The 20,688-nt window shown below is 62.5% G+C and carries 20 protein-coding genes; 16 read left to right on the top strand and 4 right to left on the bottom strand.

Annotation, left to right across the window (positions count from 1 at the left end; all coding sequences use genetic code 11):
• Nucleotides 1-20 precede the first annotated feature (20 nt).
• The 3 genes from IVA95_RS29815 (at nt 21) to IVA95_RS29825 (ending at nt 2,970) form a co-directional block, all read left to right on the top strand.
• Nucleotides 21-461, top strand: a complete 441-nt coding sequence (locus IVA95_RS29815; RefSeq protein WP_247513742.1) for a MarR family winged helix-turn-helix transcriptional regulator — start codon at nt 21-23, stop codon at nt 459-461.
• Nucleotides 458-1,231 (top strand): enoyl-CoA hydratase, encoded by a 774-nt coding sequence (locus IVA95_RS29820; protein WP_247513744.1) that lies wholly within the window; start codon nt 458-460, stop codon nt 1,229-1,231. Before IVA95_RS29815 ends, IVA95_RS29820 begins: the two co-directional genes overlap by 4 nt.
• A gap of 125 nt (nt 1,232-1,356) precedes the next feature.
• The gene (locus IVA95_RS29825; RefSeq protein WP_247513746.1) at nt 1,357-2,970 is read left to right on the top strand and encodes a choline dehydrogenase; all 1,614 of its coding nucleotides are present in this window, start codon (nt 1,357-1,359) and stop codon (nt 2,968-2,970) included.
• A gap of 146 nt (nt 2,971-3,116) precedes the next feature.
• Here the strand turns inward: IVA95_RS29825 and hemE are convergent, their stop codons facing one another.
• Nucleotides 3,117-4,163 carry a uroporphyrinogen decarboxylase gene (gene hemE, locus IVA95_RS29830; protein WP_247513747.1) on the bottom strand — a complete coding sequence of 349 codons (1,047 nt, stop codon included), beginning with the start codon at nt 4,161-4,163 and terminating at the stop codon, nt 3,117-3,119.
• A gap of 132 nt (nt 4,164-4,295) precedes the next feature.
• Between hemE and IVA95_RS29835 the strand changes: the two genes are divergently transcribed.
• Nucleotides 4,296-4,517 carry a hypothetical protein gene (locus IVA95_RS29835; protein WP_247513748.1) on the top strand — a complete coding sequence of 74 codons (222 nt, stop codon included), beginning with the start codon at nt 4,296-4,298 and terminating at the stop codon, nt 4,515-4,517.
• Nucleotides 4,518-4,591: 74 nt separating this feature from the next.
• Here the strand turns inward: IVA95_RS29835 and IVA95_RS29840 are convergent, their stop codons facing one another.
• Both IVA95_RS29840 and IVA95_RS29845 read right to left on the bottom strand, forming a co-directional pair.
• Nucleotides 4,592-4,807, bottom strand: a complete 216-nt coding sequence (locus tag IVA95_RS29840; protein ID WP_247513749.1) for a SlyX family protein — start codon at nt 4,805-4,807, stop codon at nt 4,592-4,594.
• Nucleotides 4,800-5,552 (bottom strand): rhodanese-related sulfurtransferase, encoded by a 753-nt coding sequence (locus tag IVA95_RS29845; protein WP_247513751.1) that lies wholly within the window; start codon nt 5,550-5,552, stop codon nt 4,800-4,802. Before IVA95_RS29845 ends, IVA95_RS29840 begins: the two co-directional genes overlap by 8 nt.
• Before the next feature lie 192 nt (nt 5,553-5,744).
• Here IVA95_RS29845 and ggt point away from each other — a divergent pair, with 192 nt between their 5' ends.
• The 7 genes from ggt (at nt 5,745) to IVA95_RS29880 (ending at nt 12,686) form a co-directional block, all read left to right on the top strand.
• Nucleotides 5,745-7,331, top strand: coding sequence for a gamma-glutamyltransferase (gene ggt / locus IVA95_RS29850; protein ID WP_247513752.1), 1,587 nt, complete (start codon nt 5,745-5,747; stop codon nt 7,329-7,331).
• An 85-nt stretch (nt 7,332-7,416) separates the two neighbouring features.
• Complete coding sequence (locus tag IVA95_RS29855; protein WP_247513786.1) at nt 7,417-7,830, top strand: FKBP-type peptidyl-prolyl cis-trans isomerase; 414 nt, start codon at nt 7,417-7,419, stop codon at nt 7,828-7,830.
• Between the two features lie 24 nt (nt 7,831-7,854).
• Nucleotides 7,855-8,835 carry a D-2-hydroxyacid dehydrogenase family protein gene (locus IVA95_RS29860; protein ID WP_247513753.1) on the top strand — a complete coding sequence of 327 codons (981 nt, stop codon included), beginning with the start codon at nt 7,855-7,857 and terminating at the stop codon, nt 8,833-8,835.
• Between the two features lie 129 nt (nt 8,836-8,964).
• Entirely contained in the window at nt 8,965-9,471 is a 507-nt protein-coding gene (locus IVA95_RS29865; protein WP_247513754.1) for a cupin domain-containing protein, read from the top strand.
• Nucleotides 9,472-9,516: 45 nt separating this feature from the next.
• Nucleotides 9,517-10,254: an enoyl-CoA hydratase-related protein gene (locus IVA95_RS29870; RefSeq protein ID WP_247513755.1), complete on the top strand. Its 738-nt coding sequence runs from the start codon at nt 9,517-9,519 to the stop codon at nt 10,252-10,254.
• A gap of 128 nt (nt 10,255-10,382) precedes the next feature.
• Complete coding sequence (locus IVA95_RS29875; protein ID WP_247513756.1) at nt 10,383-10,814, top strand: VOC family protein; 432 nt, start codon at nt 10,383-10,385, stop codon at nt 10,812-10,814.
• Nucleotides 10,815-11,423: 609 nt separating this feature from the next.
• Nucleotides 11,424-12,686, top strand: a complete 1,263-nt coding sequence (locus tag IVA95_RS29880) for a phospholipid carrier-dependent glycosyltransferase (protein ID WP_247513787.1) — start codon at nt 11,424-11,426, stop codon at nt 12,684-12,686.
• 237 nt (nt 12,687-12,923) lie between these two features.
• On the opposite strand, the gene IVA95_RS29885 is transcribed toward IVA95_RS29880, so the two are convergent.
• Nucleotides 12,924-13,556, bottom strand: coding sequence for an OmpA family protein (locus IVA95_RS29885; RefSeq protein WP_247513757.1), 633 nt, complete (start codon nt 13,554-13,556; stop codon nt 12,924-12,926).
• Nucleotides 13,557-14,054: 498 nt separating this feature from the next.
• On the opposite strand from IVA95_RS29885, the gene IVA95_RS29890 reads away from it, so the two are divergent.
• The 5 genes from IVA95_RS29890 to IVA95_RS29910 all read left to right on the top strand — a co-directional run bounded on the left by IVA95_RS29890 (nt 14,055) and on the right by IVA95_RS29910 (nt 20,684).
• Nucleotides 14,055-14,285 (top strand): hypothetical protein, encoded by a 231-nt coding sequence (locus tag IVA95_RS29890; protein WP_247513758.1) that lies wholly within the window; start codon nt 14,055-14,057, stop codon nt 14,283-14,285.
• 71 nt (nt 14,286-14,356) lie between these two features.
• Nucleotides 14,357-15,529, top strand: a complete 1,173-nt coding sequence (locus tag IVA95_RS29895) for a crosslink repair DNA glycosylase YcaQ family protein (RefSeq protein ID WP_247513759.1) — start codon at nt 14,357-14,359, stop codon at nt 15,527-15,529.
• A gap of 68 nt (nt 15,530-15,597) precedes the next feature.
• A complete protein-coding gene (locus IVA95_RS29900) occupies nt 15,598-16,137 on the top strand; it encodes a hypothetical protein (RefSeq protein ID WP_247513760.1) in 540 nt (179 codons plus the stop codon).
• 247 nt (nt 16,138-16,384) lie between these two features.
• Complete coding sequence (locus IVA95_RS29905) at nt 16,385-17,491, top strand: efflux RND transporter periplasmic adaptor subunit (RefSeq protein WP_247513761.1); 1,107 nt, start codon at nt 16,385-16,387, stop codon at nt 17,489-17,491.
• Nucleotides 17,492-17,531: 40 nt separating this feature from the next.
• Complete coding sequence (locus IVA95_RS29910; RefSeq protein WP_247513762.1) at nt 17,532-20,684, top strand: efflux RND transporter permease subunit; 3,153 nt, start codon at nt 17,532-17,534, stop codon at nt 20,682-20,684.
• Nucleotides 20,685-20,688: the final 4 nt, after the last annotated feature.

Raw genomic sequence — 20,688 nt, forward strand, 5'->3', positions numbered from 1 at the left:
AATAAATTCGCTTCATCGATATGAGCCCGCGTCGCGAGCACCGGCTGGTTTTCCTGCTCAACGTCGCGCAGCGGCGGCTGCAGCGCTGGATGGCGGCGCGCAAGCAGAACACCGGCGTAACCGCGACGCAGTCCGGTCTGCTGTTCATTCTGGGGAAGCGTGACGGCGCCCTGATGGGCGAGGCCGGTGCGGCGCTCGATCTTGGACCACCTGGCATCAGCGGATTGGTGGACCGGATGACGGCGGCGAACCTGATCGAGCGACGGGCCGATCCGGATGACGGGCGAGCGTGGCGTCTTTGGCTGACGGCGGCCGGGCGCGCGGCAATGGCGCAGTCGAAAGCGGGGCTCGCCGAGGTCAATGCGCGGCTCACGGAAGGGTTTACCGACGCCGAGATCGATGTCGTCGCGCGCTGGCTCACCACTATGCAAAGCAGATTTCCCAGAGGAGAAGACGAATGACCGAGCATATCAAGATCGAGAAGAGCGACGGGATTTTGAGTCTGACGATGGCTCGCCCCGATAAAAAGAACGCGCTGACGAATGCGATGTACGGCGCGCTTGCAGACGCGATCGAAGCCGTCGAGATGGATTCATCCGTCCGGGTGCTGCTGATCCGCGGCGAGGGCGACATGTTCACCGCCGGCAACGACGTCGGCGAATTCGCAGCGATTGCGACCGGTGCGTTTCAGGGCGAGCGGCATGTCGGCCGCTTCCTGCAGGCACTTGCACATTCGAGCCGCCCGCTGGTCGCAGCCGTTCAAGGCCGTGCCGTTGGCATCGGCACCACGATGCTGCTGCATTGCGATCTCGTCGTGCTGGCCGAGAATGCGCTACTGTCGACCCCGTTCGTCAATCTCGCGCTGGTGCCGGAAGCCGCCTCCAGCCTGCTCATGCCGCTCCGCATCGGCTATGCCCGCGCCTTCGAGATGTTCGCGCTCGGTGAGGTGGTCGATGCCAAATCCGCATTCGCCTGGGGACTTGCCAACCGTGTGGTGCCGCTCGACAAGCTCGATGCGGAAGCGAAGGCTTTCGCGTCCCGGTTGGCGAAACAGCCGGCGGGAGCCGTCAGCACGACCAAACGCCTGATGCGCAATCCGGAACTTCTGATGGCGCAGATCAAGGCGGAGAGCGAGCAGTTTGCGGAACGCCTGAAGACCGCGGAGGCGCGCGAGGCCTTCGTTGCGTTCGCCGAGCGCCGGCCGCCGGACTTTTTGAAACTGGCAAGCTAGTTGAAACTGGCCAGCTAGCCGGCGCCGGCTGCAACTGAAGACCGTTTTTCCTGCCTGCGACTGCGAGGCAATTGACCACCCGTGGCGGCCCGGCTACCTCTTTGGGCCGCCTACGGGGGAAACAAATGAACAAGAACAATGAAGCTTCCGAATTCGACTACGTCATCGTCGGGGCCGGCTCGGCCGGATGTGTGCTCGCCAATCGCCTAAGCGCCGATGGCAAACATTCCGTGTTGCTGCTGGAGGCCGGACCGAAGGACACCAATCTCTGGATCCACGTGCCGCTCGGTTACGGCAAACTGTTCAAGGAAAAATCCGTCAACTGGATGTATCAGACCGAACCGGAACCGGGATTGAACGGCCGGCAGGTGTTCCAGCCGCGCGGAAAAGTGCTTGGTGGCTCCAGTTCGATCAACGGCCTGCTCTATGTGCGCGGGCAGCATGAGGATTACGATCGATGGCGCCAGCGCGGCAATGCCGGCTGGGGCTATGACGACGTGCTGCCCTATTTTAAGAAGGCCGAGAACCAGCAGCGCGGCGCGGACAAATATCACGGCACCGGCGGCCCGCTGCCGGTGTCCGACTGGCGGCACCACGATCCCCTGTCGGAAGCCTTTGTGACCGCTGCGGCCGAGATCGGCATTCCAACCAACCCCGATTTCAACGGAGCCACCCAGGAAGGCGCGGGCTTCTTCCAGACCACGACAAGCCGCGGGCGCCGCGCCAGCACGGCGTTCTCATATCTTCGTCCTGCCAGGAAGCGACCCAACCTGCACATCGAGACTTCCGCGCTGGCGCAGCGCATCCTGTTCGAAGGACGCCGCGCCAAAGCGGTCGAATACAAGCAGGAAGGCCGCGTGTGCACGGTGCGGGCGCGCAAGGAAATTCTGGTCTCCAGCGGCGCCTATAATTCGCCGCAACTACTGCAGCTCTCCGGTGTCGGACCGGCGGATCTCCTGAAGCAGCACGGCATCGAGATCGTGCTCGACGCGCCCGGCGTCGGCAACGATCTGCAGGACCACATGCAGGTCCGCCTGATCACCCGCTGTGCGCAAAAGTGCACGCTCAACGACGTCGTCAACAACCCGATCCGCAAGATGATGGCGGGCATTCAGTACGCAGCCTTGCGCAAGGGGCCGCTGACAATCGCGGCCGGCACGTCAGGCGCTTTCTTCAAGACCAGCCCGCGGCTGGCGTCGCCCGACATCCAGATTCACTTCCTGCCGTTTTCGACCGACAAGATGGGCGAGAAACTCCACGCGCTTTCCGGCTTCACTGCCTCCGTCTGCCAGTTGCGCCCGGAGAGCCGCGGCTCGCTGCGCATCAGGAGCGCGGACCCTTCGGTGCCGCCGGAAATCCGCATCAATTACCTCGCCACCGAAACCGATCGCCGCGCTTTCATCGACGGCATCCGCATCCTGCGCAAGATCCTGGCAGCCCCTGCGCTGAAGGCTTACGCAGTCTCAGAAGTCGATCCGGGTTCGAAGGTACAGAGCGACGATGAATTGCTGGACTTCTGCCGCCGCACCGGCAGCACGGTCTATCACCCGACCTCGACTTGCCGGATGGGCAACGATCCGCTCGCTGTCGTCGATCAGCGCTTGCGCGTGCGCGGCATCGAGGGCCTTCGCGTGATCGACGCCTCGATCATGCCGGACCTGATGTCCGGCAATACCAATGCGCCGACGATCATGATCGCCGAGAAGGCGTCGGATATGATTCTGGAGGATGCAAGGTAGGTTCTTAACCTCGCCCCGCTTGCGGGGAGAGGTCGGCGCGAAGCGCCGGGTGAGGGGGTACAGGTCTATCAACTCGCACCACCTGGTGGAGACAGCCCCTCACCCCAACCCTCTCCCCGCAAAGGAGCGGGGCGAGGGAGCAGACCTCAACCCCTATGCTCCCGCACCCGCTTGAGCATCTGCTCGACATGGGCGATTGGCGTTTCCGGCTGGATGCCGTGACCGAGGTTGAAGATCAGCCGTCCTTTCGCGTAGTTCGCCAGCACGTCGTCGACGGCGCGGTCGAGTGCGGCGCCGCCTGCGATCAACGCCAGCGGGTCGAGATTGCCCTGCACGGCGACGCGGTTTTGCACGCGCTCGCGGATCATGGAAGGCTCGGCCGCCCAGTCGATGCTGACGGCATTGACGCCGGTTGCTTCCACATAGGCCGGCAGCAGCGCGCCGGCGCCGCGGGGAAAGCCGATGATCTTGGCACCCGGCACTTGCGCGCGCACGCCAGCAACGATGCGCTTCGCGGGCTCGATCGACCAGCGCTCAAATTCGCGCGGCGGCAGCACGCCGGCCCAGGTGTCGAAGATCTGCAAGCAATCGGCGCCGGCCTTGAGCTGACCGAGCAGATACTGGATCGAATTCTCCACCAGCACGTCGATAATTTCAGCGAACGCCTCGGGATGACGATAGGCCATCATCCGCGCCGGCGCCTGATCCGGCGTGCCCTGTCCTGCAACCATGTAGGTTGCGACCGTCCAGGGCGCGCCGCAGAAGCCGATCAGCGCGATCTCGGGCGCGAGCTCGCGCTTCACGCGGCGCAGCGCTTCATAGACCGGTTCGAGCTTGCCGAAATCGGCATGGCGGGCCAGCGCCGCCACCTGTTCGGGGGTATCAAGCGGATCGAGACGCGGGCCTTCGCCGGCCTCGAAGCGCACGGAGCGGCCGAGTGCGAAGGGAATGACGAGAATGTCGGAAAAGATGATCGCCGCATCGAAGTTGAATCGGCGGATCGGCTGCAGCGTCACCTCGGCGGCATACTCCGGCGTAAAGCACAGGTCGAGAAAGCTTCCCGCCTTGGCGCGCAGCTCGCGATACTCAGGCAGATAGCGGCCGGCCTGCCGCATCATCCATACCGGCGGCACCTTTTGCCTGTGGCCGGACAGCACTTCGACAATGGGTTGCACGGCGGATTTCTGGGACAAAACGTAGATTCCTGCGGGCGCGGCTGATGCGCCTCTGATACACGCAGGTTCCCTCAAGGCCAAGAACGGATACCGAGGGCGAACGTGGAACCGGCGTAAAACGGGGCCGTTATCTCATTCATGGAGGTACCTATGGCCCAGAAGTTCAATCCTGCGGCGCATGACAAGCACGCCGAAGATCCCCGCGAAGCGCTGAAGGCCGACCGGGACATCCACGAAAAGCTCGAGGCCGGTCTGGTCGATACCTTTCCGGCTTCCGACCCCGTGAGCGCTGCGCAACCGGCGCCATCGAAAGCCGATCACGAACATGAGAATCCATCGCTGTGGGGCAAGGTTCGCGCCGTCTTCCGCTAATGCAAACGGGCAACGCGAGCCAGATCGGCGTTGAGAAACGGCCTCCTTCGGGGAGGCCGTTTCGATCTGGGGTGTCAATAATGCGGCGGCTTTTCGTTCAACGGCCCGGGCGCATTGCTTTCGGCCTCCCGCACCCGCTCCTTCAGTTCAGTGACTTGACGCGTCAACCTGTCGATCTCGCTCCATTGCGCCGTGATCGTCTGGTTCAGCGTTTCGATGGTCACGTCCTGATAGGCCAGCCGCATTTCCAGCGCGTCGATACGTTCGCTCAGCGTATTGACATCACTCATCGGAGCCGCCGTTCATCTTCTGCTGCCGCAGGCCATGGCCCAGCGCCACGCGTTCGTCGAACACGAAACATTCGCCCCGCCAGCGGCTCTCTGTTTCAGGCACGCCTTCGAGATAACGCAGGATGCCGCCCTTGAGGTGATAGACCTCATTGAATCCGCGGGCCAGCAGATACGCACTGGCCTTCTCGCACCGGATGCCGCCGGTGCAGAACATCGCGATCCTCTTGTGCTTCGCCGGGTCGAGTTTCTGTGCGGCAAATTCCTTGAACTGCCCAAAGCTCTTGATGCCTGGATCGACCGCGCCTTCGAAGGTCCCCATCGCCACCTCGAACGCGTTGCGGGTATCGATGACCAGCGTGTCGGGCGCTGCAATCAGCTCATTCCAGTCTGACGGCTCGACATAGGTGCCGACCTGTCGCGTCGGATCGACCGCAGTGTCTCCGAGTGTGACGATTTCCTTCTTCAACCGGACCTTCAATCGCTGGAACGGCATCTCGGAAGCGGTCGAAAACTTGAGTTCGAGATTGCTGAGCCGGCCGCCGAAAAGGGCGCCGTGCTGCAATTCGCCGACGAACGCGTCGATGCTCGCATCGCCGCCCGCAACGGTGCCGTTGATGCCCTCATGCGCCAGCAGCACGCTGCCCTTGAGCCCGCGGCCTGCAGCAAACCTGCGCAGCGGCTCGCGCAACTCCCGGAAGTCCGGCAGCGCGGCGAATTGATAGAAGGTAGTGACCTTGAGCGGCATGGCGATCGTTTATCAGGCGGGCCGGGCAGGGGAAACCCTGTAAAGCCCTGCATATTCCGCGCACTGCCCCTGACGTCCCATTGGTATGCCAACCATTGCCCTGCCGGGGATGAATATGCCAAAGAACCGTCTGTAAACCCGCCCGATGCTCCCGCGGGATGCTCAAGAAACGCTGAAAAGAAAGCACTCGCGATGAGGAATTTCCATTTCGCCGGCCGCTCCACGGTCCATGCCCAGAACGCGATGGTGGCAACGTCGCATCCGGAGGCCGCGTTGACCGCGATCGACGTGATGCGGGCCGGCGGCACGGCGGCGGACGCCGCAGTGGCGGCCTGCGCGTTGCTCGGGGTCATCGAGCCGCAATCGACCGGCATCGGGGGCGATTGCTTCGCGCTGATCCAGCCCAAGGGCGAAGGCAAGATCGTCGCCTATAACGGCTCCGGTCGTGCGCCGATGGCGGCCAAGGCCGAATGGTACCTTGAACGCAAGATCCATTCGGTACCGCTGACCTCAGCCCATGCGGTGAGCATTCCCGGCGCGATCGACGCCTGGGAGACCATCCTGCGCGACCACGGCAAGATGGGGCTCGATACGCTTTTGCAGCCCGCGATCAAGGCCGCAGAGGAAGGCTACGTCGTCGCGCCCCGTATTGCTTTCGACTGGAAGAACCAGTTCGAGAAGCTGAAGAACGGCACCAACACCGAGCGCTATCTCTTGCCGCATGGCAAGCCGGCGGTCGCCGGCGACGTGATCCACCAGCCCGAACTGGGTAAGACCCTGCGTGCGATCGCCAAGAATGGCCGCGATGCTTTCTATACCGGAGAGATCGCCGCCGACATGGTGGAAACCCTGCGCGGCATCGGTGGCCTGCACACGCTGGAGGATTTCGCCGCACATTCGACCGAGACGACATCGCCGATCGGCACGATGTATAAGGGGCACGACGTCTGGCAATGCCCGCCGAATGGTCCTGGCATCACCATGCTCGTGATGCTGAACATCCTCTCCCGCTTCGATCTGACGAAGTTTCCCGCGCTCAGTGTCGAGCGCTTTCATCTCGAGGCGGAGGCCGCGCGCATTGCCTATATGATGCGCGAGCAGCACATCGCTGATCCCCAACATGTCCATGTCGACGTCGCCGGTATCCTCGCAAAGGAGTTCGCCGACGAGCACATCAGGAACATCAGGATGGACCGGCTGCTCGATCTGCCGAACGTCGCGCCGCCGATGAATCCATCCACCGTCTACATCACCGTGGTCGACAAGGATCGCAACGTCTGCTCGTTCATCAACTCGATCGCACATTCCTTCGGTTCCGCGATCGTTTCCAACAAGACCGGCATCCTCCTGCAGAACCGCGCCGGCGGCTTCCGGATTCAGCCCGGCCATCCCAACTGCATCGCGCCGGGCAAGCGGCCGCTGCACACCATCATCCCCTCGCTCGCGACCAAGAACGGCCGCGCGGTGATGCCGTTCGGCGTGATGGGCGGACAGTATCAGCCGGTGGGACAGACTCATGTGCTGACCAACATCCTCGACTATGGCTGCGATGTGCAGGAAGCCATCGATATGCCGCGCGGCCTGCATTACGAAGGCGTCTACCAGCTTGAGGACAGCGTGCCGGTCGAGATCGTCGAGGGCCTGAAGAAGATCGGCCATAAGACTACCAGCGTGGTTGGTCCGCTCGGCGGCGGCCAGGCGATCTGGATCGACTGGGACAAGGGCACGCTGACCGGCGGTTCCGATCCCCGCAAGGACGGTTGCGCGCTGGGCTACTGAGCGTCTAGAAGCTCTTTCTCTCCAGAAAGAGGTTCAATAGATGCGCTTCTCGCGACGCACGATCTTCCGGACCGCCTTTGCCGCCATGGCAGCCGCGGTTTCCACACCCGCTGCCATCAGGACGGCATCGGCCCAGACCGCAGGAAAACCCATGACCACAGCTTCAGGCTTGCAGATCATCGACAGCAAGGTCGGCACCGGCGCCTCGCCCAAGTCTGGCCAGACCTGCGTCATGCATTATACCGGCTGGCTCTACGAGAACGGCCAGAAGGGAAAGAAATTCGATTCTTCCGTCGATCGTAACGAACCGTTTGAGTTCAAGATCGGCCAGCGCCAGGTGATTGCCGGCTGGGACGAAGGCGTTGCGTCGATGAACGTCGGCGGCAAGCGCACCTTGATCATTCCGCCCGCGCTCGGTTACGGCGCGCGCGGCGCTGGCGGCGTCATTCCGCCGAACGCGACGCTGATGTTCGACGTCGAGTTGCTGGCGGTGAAGTAGCCGCACATTACGAGGGAGCGTATCGTGAAGGTCTCGATCCTCGACGATTATTTCGACACGCTGCGCACCCTCGATTGTTTCCGCAAGCTGGCCGAGCATGACGTTACGGTCTGGAACGATCACGTCCAGGATGTTGATGTCCTTGCTGACCGCCTGCGTGAGACTGAGGCGCTGGTCCTGATCCGCGAGCGGACGCAGATTCGCACGCCGCTGCTGGAACGCTTGCCGAAGCTAAAACTGATCAGCCAGCGCAGCGTCTATCCGCATATCGATATCGATACCTGCACCCGGCTTGGCATCGTCGTGTCGTCGAGCCAGCACGCCGATACGCCGTCCTATGCGACCGCCGAATTTACCTGGGGCTTGATCCTGGCGGCGATGCGCGCCATTCCGCAGCAGATGGCGGCGCTTAAGGCCGGCAAATGGCAGATCGGCGTCGGCCACACGCTGCGTGGCAAGACGCTCGGCATTTATGGCTATGGGCGGATCGGCGCCGTCGTCGCCGGCTACGGCAAGGCGTTCGGCATGAACGTGCTGGTATGGGCGCGCGAACCGGCCATGGCGAAAGCCCGTGCCGACGGATACGAGACCGCTGCAAGCAAGGCTGATTTCTTCGAACGATGCGACGTGCTTTCGCTGCACATGCGGCTCGTCGAAGCCACGCGCAGCATCGTGAAAGCAGAAGATCTCGCGCGCATGAAGCCGTCGGCGCTTCTGGTCAATACCAGCCGTGCGCCGCTGATCGAGTCGAACGCGCTGGTCAATGCGCTGCGCGCCGGAAGACCCGGCATGGCGGCGGTGGACGTCTACGAAAAGGAGCCGCTTCGCGACGTCAACGATCCATTGCTGAACATGGACAACGTAATCTGCACACCGCATCTTGGCTACGTCTCGCGGGACGAATACGAAATCCAGTTCACGGATATCTTCGATCAGATCGTTGCCTATGCCGCCGGAACACCGACGAATGTCGTCAATCCGGATGTGATGTCGGGACGGCGTTGAATAGGCCGGGTGCGCCCGGCCATGACGAAAACCGGGGCGCCTATGCGTCGCCGGCTCTCTTAATCTTCTGGTTTGCGGGCCCGGTTTTCGATACCGTTCGGGACAAACTATACTTCGAGAAGGCGCCCAATGACCGGCACGCATGACCACACCCATTCTCACGATCACGACGAGCGCTGGAAGCATGACGGCGTCCGCGTGATTCCCGGCAATCAGCTCGATCCCAACGTGCCCTCGACCGCAGGCATGGACCGCAAGGCCGCGATCAATTTCGCCCGCGTCGGCGCGCAGAAATTGTGGGCGGGCACGGTGACGATCCGGCCCGATGCCAAGACCGGCGCGCATCATCACGGCCATCTCGAAAGCATCATCTATGTCGTGAAGGGCAAGGCGCGGATGCGCTGGGGCGAACATCTGCAGTTCACCGCTGAAGCCGGGCCGGGCGATTTCATCTTCGTGCCGCCCTATGTGCCGCACCAGGAGATCAACGCCAGCCGCGACGAAGTGCTGGAATGCGTGCTGGTGCGCTCTGACGGCGAGGCGGTGGCGATCAATCTCGACATCGAGCCGGTGGAAAAGCCGGAGACCGTGCTCTGGGTCGATCCCGTGCACCGCGATCCCGCCGAGAAGAAGTGACGATTGCAACGTTACCTGGCACCCGCCGCCGCTTGAGAGAATCCCATGACGCTTGTTCGCTACGAGAGCACGGGCCACGTCGCCACCATCACGATGGATCGTAGATCCTCGCACAACGCGCTCAACAACGCCTTGTGCGACGAACTGCGACAGGCCTGGCAGCGTTTTCACGACAGCGACGATCGCGTGGCGGTGCTCGCCTCCTCGGAGGAGGCGTATTTCTCGGTCGGCGCCGACGTGAAGGATCTCCCCGTCAACATGTGGCACGCAGTGCCCGGCTTGGGCGTTGAACTGGATAAGCCGGTCATTGCCGCAACCTCGGGCTGGGTCGTCGGCGGCGCCTTCGTGCTGGTGCAGATGGCCGACATGTGCGTGGCGTCGGAGACGACGCGCTTCATCTATCCCGAGGGCAAGATCGGCACCACGGCGGGCGGCGTCTCCTCGGTGATGGCGCGCATGCCGCACAAGATTGCGATGGAATTCCTGCTGGTCGGTGAGGAAATTTCGGCGGAGCGGGCCTATCAGATCGGCTTCGTCAACAAGGTCGCGCCGAAGGGGCAGCATGTCGTGCTCGCCCAGGAGATGGCCGCAAAAATCGCCGCCAACGCGCCGCTGGTGGTCCGGGCGCTAAAGAAGCTTGCCCGCGATGCGATGCCGAAGGGACCACTGGAGACGGTTGCCGAGGTGCGCCGGCTGCTCGACGTCGTGCGCGACAGCGACGACCTCAAGGAAGGCGTCAAGGCGTTCGCCGAGAAGCGCAAGCCTGACTTCAAGGGCAGGTAGCGACCATTCGCCGCCGGGTTCCGGTGAACGCGCGCCAACTCGCCGCCAGAAAAATAGTTTGAAACGAGATGTCGGACTTGTCTCCGTTCGTTCGTTCTAGGTCCGAACCCCGCGAAAAGGAGCCCATCATGGCTAAAATGATCTTCGTCAATCTTCCTGTCAGCGATCTCGCCCGCTCGACCGCATTCTATCAGGCGATCGGCGGCGAAAAGAATCCGCAATTCTCCGATGATACAGCGTCCTGCATGGTGTTTTCTGACACGATCTACGTCATGCTGCTGACGCACGACAAATACCGCCAGTTCACCCCAAAGAAGATCGCCGACGCCAAGGCCACCAGCCAGGTTCTGATCTGCCTTTCTGCCGACAGCCGTGAGGCGGTCGACGACATGGTCAGCAAGGCGCAAGGCGCAGGCGGCGGCGTCGATCCGGGCCCGAAACAGGATTACGGCTTCATGTACGGCCGAAGTTTTGAAGATCCCGATGGCCACCATTGGGAAGTGATGTGGATGGACGTCGCGGCCGCAACCGCTGCGCAATCCGCCACGGCCGCCGCCTGATGTCGGACGCGGTAGAGGGTGGGCAAGGCGATAGCGTGCCCACCGTTTACGTTCGCGATAGACCGAGAGATGGTGGGCACGGCGCAAGCGCGCCGTTGCCCATTCTACACCTCTGTTAGACCTCGTCCCGAGGAGCGCGCATCGCGCGCGTCTCGAACGATGGGTGGGCCTCGTGGTTCGAGACCGCAGCTAAAGCGCCACCTCACCATTGGGGTTTAATGGTTGTCGTCCAAGGTCCGGGAACGCGGAGCTCTTCATCCCCGACGACGGCCGCTTCGCCGACTTTGCGCGTACGCTGGAGCCATCAACGCAGCAACCAGGCCAAGCGCAGACAGCGAATAGAGCAGTTACAGAAATTCATTTCAAAACCGATCGATTATCCCGACATAGCACCGGGTCGCACGCGTTTCGATGTGGCAGAATTATCACTCGCGCGACTTACTCGCCCCGCAGGTTAGTGATTGCGAAATCGAAACGCGTTCAACGCGATGGACATAAAAATCCGGAGCCATCACACTCAATTTCGCCCCAATGTCATATCGTCCCTCATTCTGTGACAGATCGTCCGTGAAGCCAGCAACCCGATCATTCTCTGTTCTGCCCGGTTCGATGATGCGCACGGGTATCATCGCGGCAGCCGTTTTTGCTCTCGCGCACTTCGCGATGCTGATCGGCGTCACCGCGCCGGAAAAATTCTATTTCGACGAGGTGCATTACGTCCCGGCCGCGCGGCAGATACTCGAGCCGGCGATGCGAGAGCCGATGCTCAATCCGATGCATCCACCGCTCGCCAAGCAGTTCATCGCCCTGTCGATCCATTCATTCGGCGACGGACCGCTGGGCTGGCGCTATCCCGCCGTATTGTTCGGATCGCTTGCCATTGTTGCGGTGTATCTGTGCGGCCTGGCGCTGTTCGCTGCCCAAGGTCCGGCGATTGCGGCGAGCTTGCTCGCCTTTTTCAACCAGATGCTGTTCGTGCAATCGCGGATCGCGATGCTGGATATTTTCGCGCTCGCTTTCGGCCTGTTCGCCATCGCCGCATTCATGCATGGCTTTCGAAGAGAGCGGCCGCATCTGTGGTTCGCGCTTGCCGGGATGGGCTTTGGCTTGTCGGCCGGCTGCAAATGGAGCGGACTGTTCGCACTAGCGGTCTGCATCACCATCGTCGCCGTGATCGGCTTGATGCAAAGCTGGCGCACTCAATTCGCGGATCCCCAGCCGGAGGATTGGTACTGGCCCGATCTCTGGCCCAATTTCAAGGCCTGGCATTTCGCCGTCTGCTTCGTACTTGTTCCAGCCGTCGTTTATCTCGCCACCTTCATTCCGCTCTACGGATTGTCAGTTTCGGATATTCTGCAGGCGCAACGACGCATCTTCAGCGATAACACGACGAGTGCGATTGCAGGCCACACCTATATGAGTTCTTGGCCGTCCTGGCCGTTCCTGGTGCGCCCGGTGTGGTATCTCTTCGACAGGGTCGACGAAGACCATATCGCCGCCGTGGTCTTTCTCGGCAACCCGCTGATCCTGTGGCCGGCGCTGATTGCGGTTGCGGTCTGCCTGCGCGACTGGATCGTGACGCGGCGCGTCGACGCCTTCCTGATACTGGTGTTCTATTTCGGCCCATACCTCGCATGGGCGTTGTTGCCGCGAACGCTCGGCTTCATCTATTACTATCTGCCGGCCGCGACCACAGCGAGCCTTGCGCTGGTGTATGCCTTGAAACGCGGCAGCATGCCCGGTTGGGTACTATGGGCCTATGTCGCAATCGGCTTTGCCGGCTTTGCTGCAATGTTGCCGATATCGGCCGCGTTCATAGGCACTTCGATGGCGACGTTCAGCCGCCTGATGATCTTCCAGAACTGGATTTGAGGCGGCACCTCTCCCGCTTGAGGAAGGTCGGATCGCATCGCCAGATGTGATCGGGTGGGAGACTCTATCCACTCGGACAGTGTGACTCACAGCGAGATCCCACCGTAGCCGATGCTTCGCATCGGCCTTTCTTAGAGCGGCGGCTGCGGGTCGCCTTATGCCCCCGCAGCGGGAGAGGGAGAGCGCCTGCCGCTGGCGGCAGGCGGACCGGCTTTCAAGACCTCATCTTTCAAAACCTCACTTGGAGGCGGTCTTGCTATCCATGTTGACGACCTGAACGCGGCGGTTGGTGGGGTCCATCGGCGCGTTCGCATCCTTCGGCTTGGTCTCGCCGTAACCAACGGTCACGAGATTGGAACCGGCGATGCCGTACTTCTCGGTCAGGTACTTCTTGATCGTATCGGCGCGGCGTTCGGAAAGATCCTGGTTGTAGGCCTCGCCGCCGATCGCGTCGGTATGACCGGCGACCACGAAGGTCGAACCCTTCAGGCTCGAATCGGAGAGCGCCTTGCCGAGCTCCTGCACCGCGGAAACCGAGTTCTTGCTGATGTCGGCTGAATTGTAGTCGAACTGGATTTCGAGATCGATCTTCGGCTTGCTCGCGGCAAGTTCCGCGATTTCCTGGCGCTCGCCGAGCGACAGCGACCGGGTCTTGCGGTTGCGTAAGGTGTCGACGAAGCTGACTTCCTTGGCTTTTGCGGCAGCATCCACCGGCTGCTGCGGGCCGGCCGAGAGGCCGCGGGTCGCGCCGGGCTTCGGTTTCAGGGCGTCCAGGATCTTGTCGGCCGAGACGGTGTCGCCGGCGACGGCCAGCCCCGCCGTCATCGACAGCGCGGCGCCGATAGTCATGATCGAAAGAGAGCGGGTCATTGTTTTAAATCCTCACTGTTAACGCCTGCAAATTGGCGTGCATGACGTTTTGATGCTGCGACGATAGAACGGGTTCAAAGCAGGCAATGTGATTCAAATCACATTGGGAAACGCTGCCGTTCCGGGCCTCATCGAACGTGCCGGAAGCCCTGATGTCGACGTCCAGAGTGGTGACGCCGGAGGTCGCGGCGCTAGCTACGCTGTCGTCACTGAACGGTCTCAGCACGTTGCAATGACGCTTCGCCAGATAGCGGGCCGCTCCGTCACTTCCCTCCGCTGATTTCGGAAAAGAAAAAGTGGGTCGTCGCGCCAGCGCCGATCTGTGGACAACAAATCGGCCAGATGCGCGTCTAGCAAAACTACTCACAGAAAAATCTGAAGAAGAATTCGTTCGGGGCAACCAAACGGGCGGGGCGGGTGTTACAGTCAGTCAAGCGTCAGCGTGAGTATCTGGGTTATCGCACCAGCGCATCGGAGCCTGCCGGTTCCGGAAGTTCAATGCCAACACTGATCGGCGCGGCGATGATCGCCGCCGCAATCTTGCTGTCGACGCTGATCAGCGCGCTCGGCAGCCGCTATGTCGGGTTCGAAAGCCCGGCGGAGGAGAGCGCGTGGCTGGTCGATCGCCTCACGGGCCATGTCTACAAATGCCATGCGCCGCAGCCCGGTCGCGCCTCCTGCGAGGCCGAGATCGCAACCGGCAGCGTCGGAGAGCGGCAGAAGCAGTGAGGTGAGTTCGCGCGGCGATCAGGGAACCCGGGGGCTCCCCACGCGCGCGAATCCCGCTACATTGCCGTGCGATGCCCCGCGCGACTAAACCCCATCCTCTGACCAACCTTGAGGCCCGGCGAATCTGGCTGCACGCCCAACGGCTCGACACCAGCGAACCGTTTGGCGCCGGACCGCAGGCGGTGGCGGCTGCGGTGGACCATCTCGGCTATGTCCAGATCGATACCATCCACGTCATCGAGCGCTGCCATCACCACATTCTCTATAGCCGCATCCCGGCTTACGCCCGCGCCGACCTGCGCCAGGCGCAGAGCGTCGACAAGAGCGTGTTCGAATACTGGACCCACGCGCTGTCCTATGTGCCGGCGAAGGATTTTCGCTTCTTCGTTCCGGCGATGCGAGAGCACCGGCGCGAAGGCCACCGGTGGTTTGCTTCCGTCAAGCCGGAAGACACCCGCAAGGTGATGCGGCTGTTGCGGCGCGACGGCGCGCTGACCATTCGCGACATCGAGGACGACATCCTGACCGAGAAGGAGCATCTATGGCAGAGCCGCAAGCCTTCGAAACGGGCGCTGCAGCTTGCCTTCTACACCGGCGAGGTGACGATCTCCGAACGCACCGGGATGCTCAAGACCTACGAGCTGATGACGCGGCATTTCGGTTGGGACAAGCCGCCGAAGCCGGCGACCTCGGCGGAGATCACCGCCTACGTGCTGGACCGCGCGCTTCGCTCGCAAGGCGTCGTCAGCCTGGATTCCGTCTGCCATCTCGACGCGCCGAGCAAGCCGGCGGTGCGGCGCTTGATCGAGGCGCGGGTGCGGCGCAAGGAACTGGTGCCGGTCGCGCTCGAAGGCGCCGGCAAGCAGGAGCACTGGGCGCGGCCGGAAGTGCTGGAGGTGAATCCGCCGGCGGATTTAGGCGATGGCCTGGTGCACATTCTCTCGCCGTTTGATCCGCTGATCATCCAGCGCAAGCGCACCGAACTGTTCTTTGACTACGGCCATCGCTTCGAGGCCTATGTGCCGAAGGAGAAGCGTCTGTTCGGCTATTTCGCGCTGCCGGTGCTGGTCGGCGAAGACATCGTCGCCGCCATCGATCTCAAAACCGATCGCCAGAGCAAGAAACTCCTGATGCAGAAATGGAGCTGGGTCGGCAAGTGTGCGGCGAGGGCGGCGCGCAAGGACTACAAGCGGCGCATTGAAGAAGAGCTGGATCGCTTCGAGCGCTTTCAGCTGGGGGAGTAGCGTTTGCGTTCGGGAACCCGACTCCGCCTCATCAGTTAGTTCCATGGATCACAGCCCCGGAGGGCGACATGGACAAGGACAAATCGGTTCTGGAGAAATTCACCGACACGGTGAAGGAGATTGCGAACACCGCAACGGAAGCTGCCGGCCAGGCACTGAAAGCCGACGAGCCGGGCTTGAAGGCCGACGAACGCGCGGCGGCCTATGTGCCGCTTGCTGCCGATGGTCTCGTGTCCGATCCGCTCATGGCGCCGCCGGTCGCAGCCGCGCCCGCACGGCGGAAGCGCACAACGAAACAGCGGCGTAGCGCGCCGGCGGCCAGGGCCACGAAAACCAGAGCTGCCAAGTCTCGAGCTGCCAAAACTCGAGCTAACAAGTCTCGAACTGCGGCTGCCAAGACTCGAACTGCGAAGACTCGACCCGCCCGAGCTGCGAAGGCCGGAGCCGCCAAGACTAGAACCGCACGGGCGCGGAGCGCCAAGAAGACGGCGAAAGGGTCGGCCGCAAGGAAATCGAGCAGCCAGAAATCAAGGCCGGCGAGTAAGGCCGCGAGCAGCGCGAAGAAGGCCACCGCAAAGAAGTCTCGCAAGAAAGCTCGACGTGCTTGATGCGCGGATAGCGGGCGAGGCGAAAGCCGCATGGCCGGATGGAGGAGTGCTCCAGTCCGGCATTTGGCGCGAGGCCTCTCTGAGCTTCGCTGTGCCGGCTAAGAGCGGGCCGGTCGGGACGCAATTCCCGTTGGGAAGCAATTACCTCTCACCCACCTTCCTTCACGAATTCATGATCAGTGACGAATATTGACATTCGTCAGTCGCCATTCAATACTCTTCATCAGTGTCCGCGATGGAGAGTTCGATGTTCGCCCGGTCCATTTTCTCTAGTTATTACAGGCCCTTGACGGGAGCTTTTTTGGCATTCGCGGTGTTCGTGCTGGCTGGCTGCAATGAAAAAGCGGCCGAAACGGCTGCTCCCGGGCGCCCGGTTCTGGTTGCCACCGTGCACTATGCCGCCGAGACGCCCGAACGCAGTTTCGTTGGCACCATCCGCCCCCGGATCGAAACCGACATGGGTTTTCGAGTCCCCGGCAAGGTTGCCCGGCGTCTGGTCGAGGTCGGCCAGACCGTGGACGTCGGCCAGCCGCTCGCCACCCTCGATGAGGTCGATCTGAAGCTGCAGGCCGAGCAGGCCGAGGCCGAATTCCGCGCCGCCACCGGCGTGCTGGCGCAGGCTAGCGCTTCGGAGCAGCGCGCCAAGGATCTGCGCGCCAAGGGCTGGACCACCGATGCGCAGATGGACCAGAGCCGCGCCGCTGCTGATGAAGCCCGCGCCCGCTTCAATCGCGCCGAGCGGCAGGTCGAACTCACCAAGAACTCGCTCTCCTATGCGACGCTGGTCGCCGATACCCGCGGCGTGGTCACCGCGACCTTGATCGAGCCCGGCCAGGTCGTCGCCGCCGGCCAGACGGCGGTGCGCGTCGCCCGCTTTGCCGAGAAGGAGGCCGTGGTCGCGATTCCCGAGACGCTGGTCGGCCGTGCCAAGTCCGGCACCGCCACCGTGACACTGTGGTCGGATTCGGAAAAGAAATATGCCGCGAAGCTGCGCGAGATCGCGCCTTCGGCTGATCCGGCGACGCGGACCTATCTTGCCAAGTTCTCGCTGCCGGATGCCGACGACAAAGTCTCGCTTGGCATGACCGCCACGCTGACGCTGGCTGATGTCGCCAGCGAGCGCGTGGCAAAACTGCCGCTGTCGGCGCTGTTCAGCCAGGGCAGCAATCCCTCGCTCTATATCGTCGACGATTCCGGCGCGATTACGCTCAAGCCGGTCGTCGTGAAATCCTATGAGAGCAATTCCGTCGTGATCTCTGGCGGTGTTCCTGAAGGCGCCAAGGTGGTTGCGCTCGGCGTGCAGAAGCTCGATCCGGCCCAGAAGGTCCGGGTGGTCTCGTCGCTGTCGTTCTGATGCGTGGTCGGTGATAACGGATATCGTCGGAGAGAGTGACATGAAGCGCTTCAATCTTTCGGGCTGGGCGGTGAGCCATCCGACCCTGATCCTGTTCCTGATGATCGCGCTCGGCGTCGCCGGCTTCTTCTCCTATCAGCGGCTCGGCCGCGCCGAGGACCCATTCTTCACCGTGAAGGTGGTGAACGTTTCCGCGATCTGGCCGGGCGCGACCGCGCAGGAGATGCAGACGCAGGTCGCCGACCCCATCGAGAAGAAGCTGCAGGAATTGCCGTTCTTCGAGAAGGTACAGACCTATTCCAAGCCGTCGTTCACGGCAATGCAGGTCACCTTCAAGGATTCGACGCCGCCGAAGGACGTGCCCTATCTGTTTTATCTGTTGCGCAAGAAACTCGCCGACGTGCAGGGCCAATTGCCCGCAGGGCTGCTCGGGCCGAACGTCAACGACGAATTCTCCGACGTCGATTCCATTCTCTACATGATGACCGGCGACGGTGCCGACTACGCGCAATTGAAGAAGGCCGCTGAAGGCATGCGCCAGCGCCTGTTGAAGGTTTCCGGCGTCACCAAGGTCAATCTCTACGGCACCCAGGACGAACGCATCTTCGTCGAATTCTCCCACGCCAAGCTCGCAACGCTCGGCATCACGCCGCAGGCGCTGTTCGATTCGCTCGCCAAACAGAACAACGTCACGCCCGCTGGCACGGTGGAAACCTCCTCGCAGCGTGTGCCGCTGCGCGTCACCGGCGCACTCGACGGCGCCAAGGCTGTCGCGGAAACCCCGGTCGAAAGCAACGGCCGCGTGTTCCGGCTCGGCGATATCGCAACGGTCAGCCACGGCTTCGTTGATCCCCCGACCTTCGTCGCCCGCCAGGAAGGCAAGCCTGCGATCGGCATCGGCGTCGTCACCACCAAGGGCGCGAACATCCTGGAACTCGGCAAGGAAGTCGAGAAGGCGACTAATGATTTCATGAAAGCCGTGCCGCAGGGCATCGAGGTCGAGCAGATCGCCGACCAGCCAAAGGTGGTCGAGCGCGCCGTCGGCGAGTTCGTGCATTCCTTCATCGAGGCCCTGGCGATCGTGCTGTTCGTCTCGTTCGTCGCGCTCGGTTGGCGCACGGGCATCGTTGTCGCGATGTCGGTGCCGCTGGTGCTGGCGATTGTTTTCATCGTCATGAACGCGATGTCGATCGACCTGCACCGCATCACGCTCGGCGCGCTGATTATTGCGCTCGGCCTTCTGGTCGACGACGCCATCATCGCGGTCGAAATGATGGTGGTGAAAATGGAACAGGGCTGGGACCGCGTCCGCGCAGCGTCGTTTGCCTGGGAATCAACTGCGTTTCCGATGCTCACGGGAACGCTGGTCACGGCCGCTGGCTTCCTCCCCATCGGCTTTGCCAATTCGGCGGTCGGCGAATATGCCGGCGGCATCTTCTGGATCGTGGCGATCTCGCTGGTCGCCTCCTGGTTCGTCGCGGTGATCTTCACGCCTTATCTTGGCGTCAAGCTGTTGCCCAACATTGCCGTCCACCACAACCACGATCCGCACGCGATCTACGAGACGCGGATGTATCGAGGCTTGCGCGCCGTGGTGCAGTGGTGCGTCGATCACCGGATCAAGGTCGTGGCGGCGACGGTCGGCGTGTTCGCGCTGTCGATCGTGGGCTTCGGCTACGTGCAGCAGCAGTTCTTCCCGCTTTCCGAACGGCCTGAGCTGTTCCTGCAGTTGCGCCTGCCGGAAGGCACCGCCTTCAACGTCACTGAAAAGTCCGTCAAGAAGGCCGAGGCGCTCTTGAAGGACGACAAGGATATCGCGACCTACACCGCCTATGTCGGTCAGGGTTCGCCGCGCTTCTGGCTCGGCCTCAATCCGCAACTGCCCAACGAGGCCTTTGCCGAGATCGTGATCGTCTCCAGGGACGTCGAAGCCCGTGAGCGGATCAAGGCGCGGCTGGAGAAGGCGGTCGCCGAGGGCGAACTGTCCGAAGCGCGCGTTCGCATCGACCGCTTCAATTTCGGCCCGCCGGTCGGTTTCCCCGTCCAGTTCCGCGTGATCGGCCCCGACGCCAACACCGTGCGCGACATCGCTTACAAAGTCCGCGATGTCATGAAGCAAAATCCCAACGTCGTGGAGCCGCAACTCGACTGGAACGAGCAGTCGCCTTACCTGAAGCTTGTGGTCGATCAGGACCGGGCGAGGGCGCTCGGCCTCACCCCGCAGGACGTCTCGCAGGCGCTCGCCATGCTGATCTCCGGTGCGCCGGTCACTACCATCCGCGACGGCATCGAGAAGGTCGGCGTGGTCGCGCGCGCGGTACCGTCGGAGCGGCTGGACCTCGGCCGCGTTGGCGAGCTGACCGTGACGTCGCGCAACGGCGTCGCCGTGCCGCTGCAGCAGATTGCCAGGATCGAATATTCCCATGAGGAGCCGATCATGTGGCGGCGCAACCGCGATATGGCGATTACGGTGCGGACCGACGTCGTCGACGGCGTCCAGGCGCCTGACGTCACCAACCAGATCTGGCCGAAGCTGAAGGAAATCCGCGATCATCTCGAGCCGGCCTACCGGATCGAGCCCGGCGGCGCGTTCGAGGAATCCGAAAAGGGCAACGCCTCGATCGCCCTGCTGTTTCCGCTGATGGCGCTGGTGATGCTCACCCTGCTGATGATCCAGTTGCAGAGCTTCTCGCGCCTGATCCTGGTGTTCCTGACCGCGCCACTCGGCATCGTCGGCGCCTCGCTCGGCCTCAATATTGCCAACCAGCCGTTCGGCTTCGTGGCGCTGCTCGGACTGATCGCGCTGGCGGGCATGATCATGCGCAACGCTGTCATCCTGGTCGATCAGATCGAGGCCGACGTTTCCCAAGGCCTGACGCGGAAGGAAGCCATCGTCGAAGCCACCGTCCGGCGCGCCCGGCCTGTGGTGCTGACGGCGCTGGCGGCGATCCTGGCCATGATCCCGCTGTCGCGCTCCGCCTTCTGGGGGCCGATGGCGATCACCATCATGGGCGGGTTGTTTGTTGCAACCTTCCTGACCTTGCTGTACCTGCCGGGCCTTTACGCCCTGTGGTTCAGGAAGAGCCTGGAAGAAAGCGGTCAGGCCGAGCAGCCCGATCTTGCGGCGCAACATCAGGCCAAGGAGCATCCCAAGAGTCCGCACGCAATTCCGCTTGCCGACGCCGCAGAATAATTGA

Origin of the sequence: Bradyrhizobium sp. 157 (assembly GCF_023073815.1) — a bacterium.
Taxonomy (GTDB): domain Bacteria; phylum Pseudomonadota; class Alphaproteobacteria; order Rhizobiales; family Xanthobacteraceae; genus Bradyrhizobium.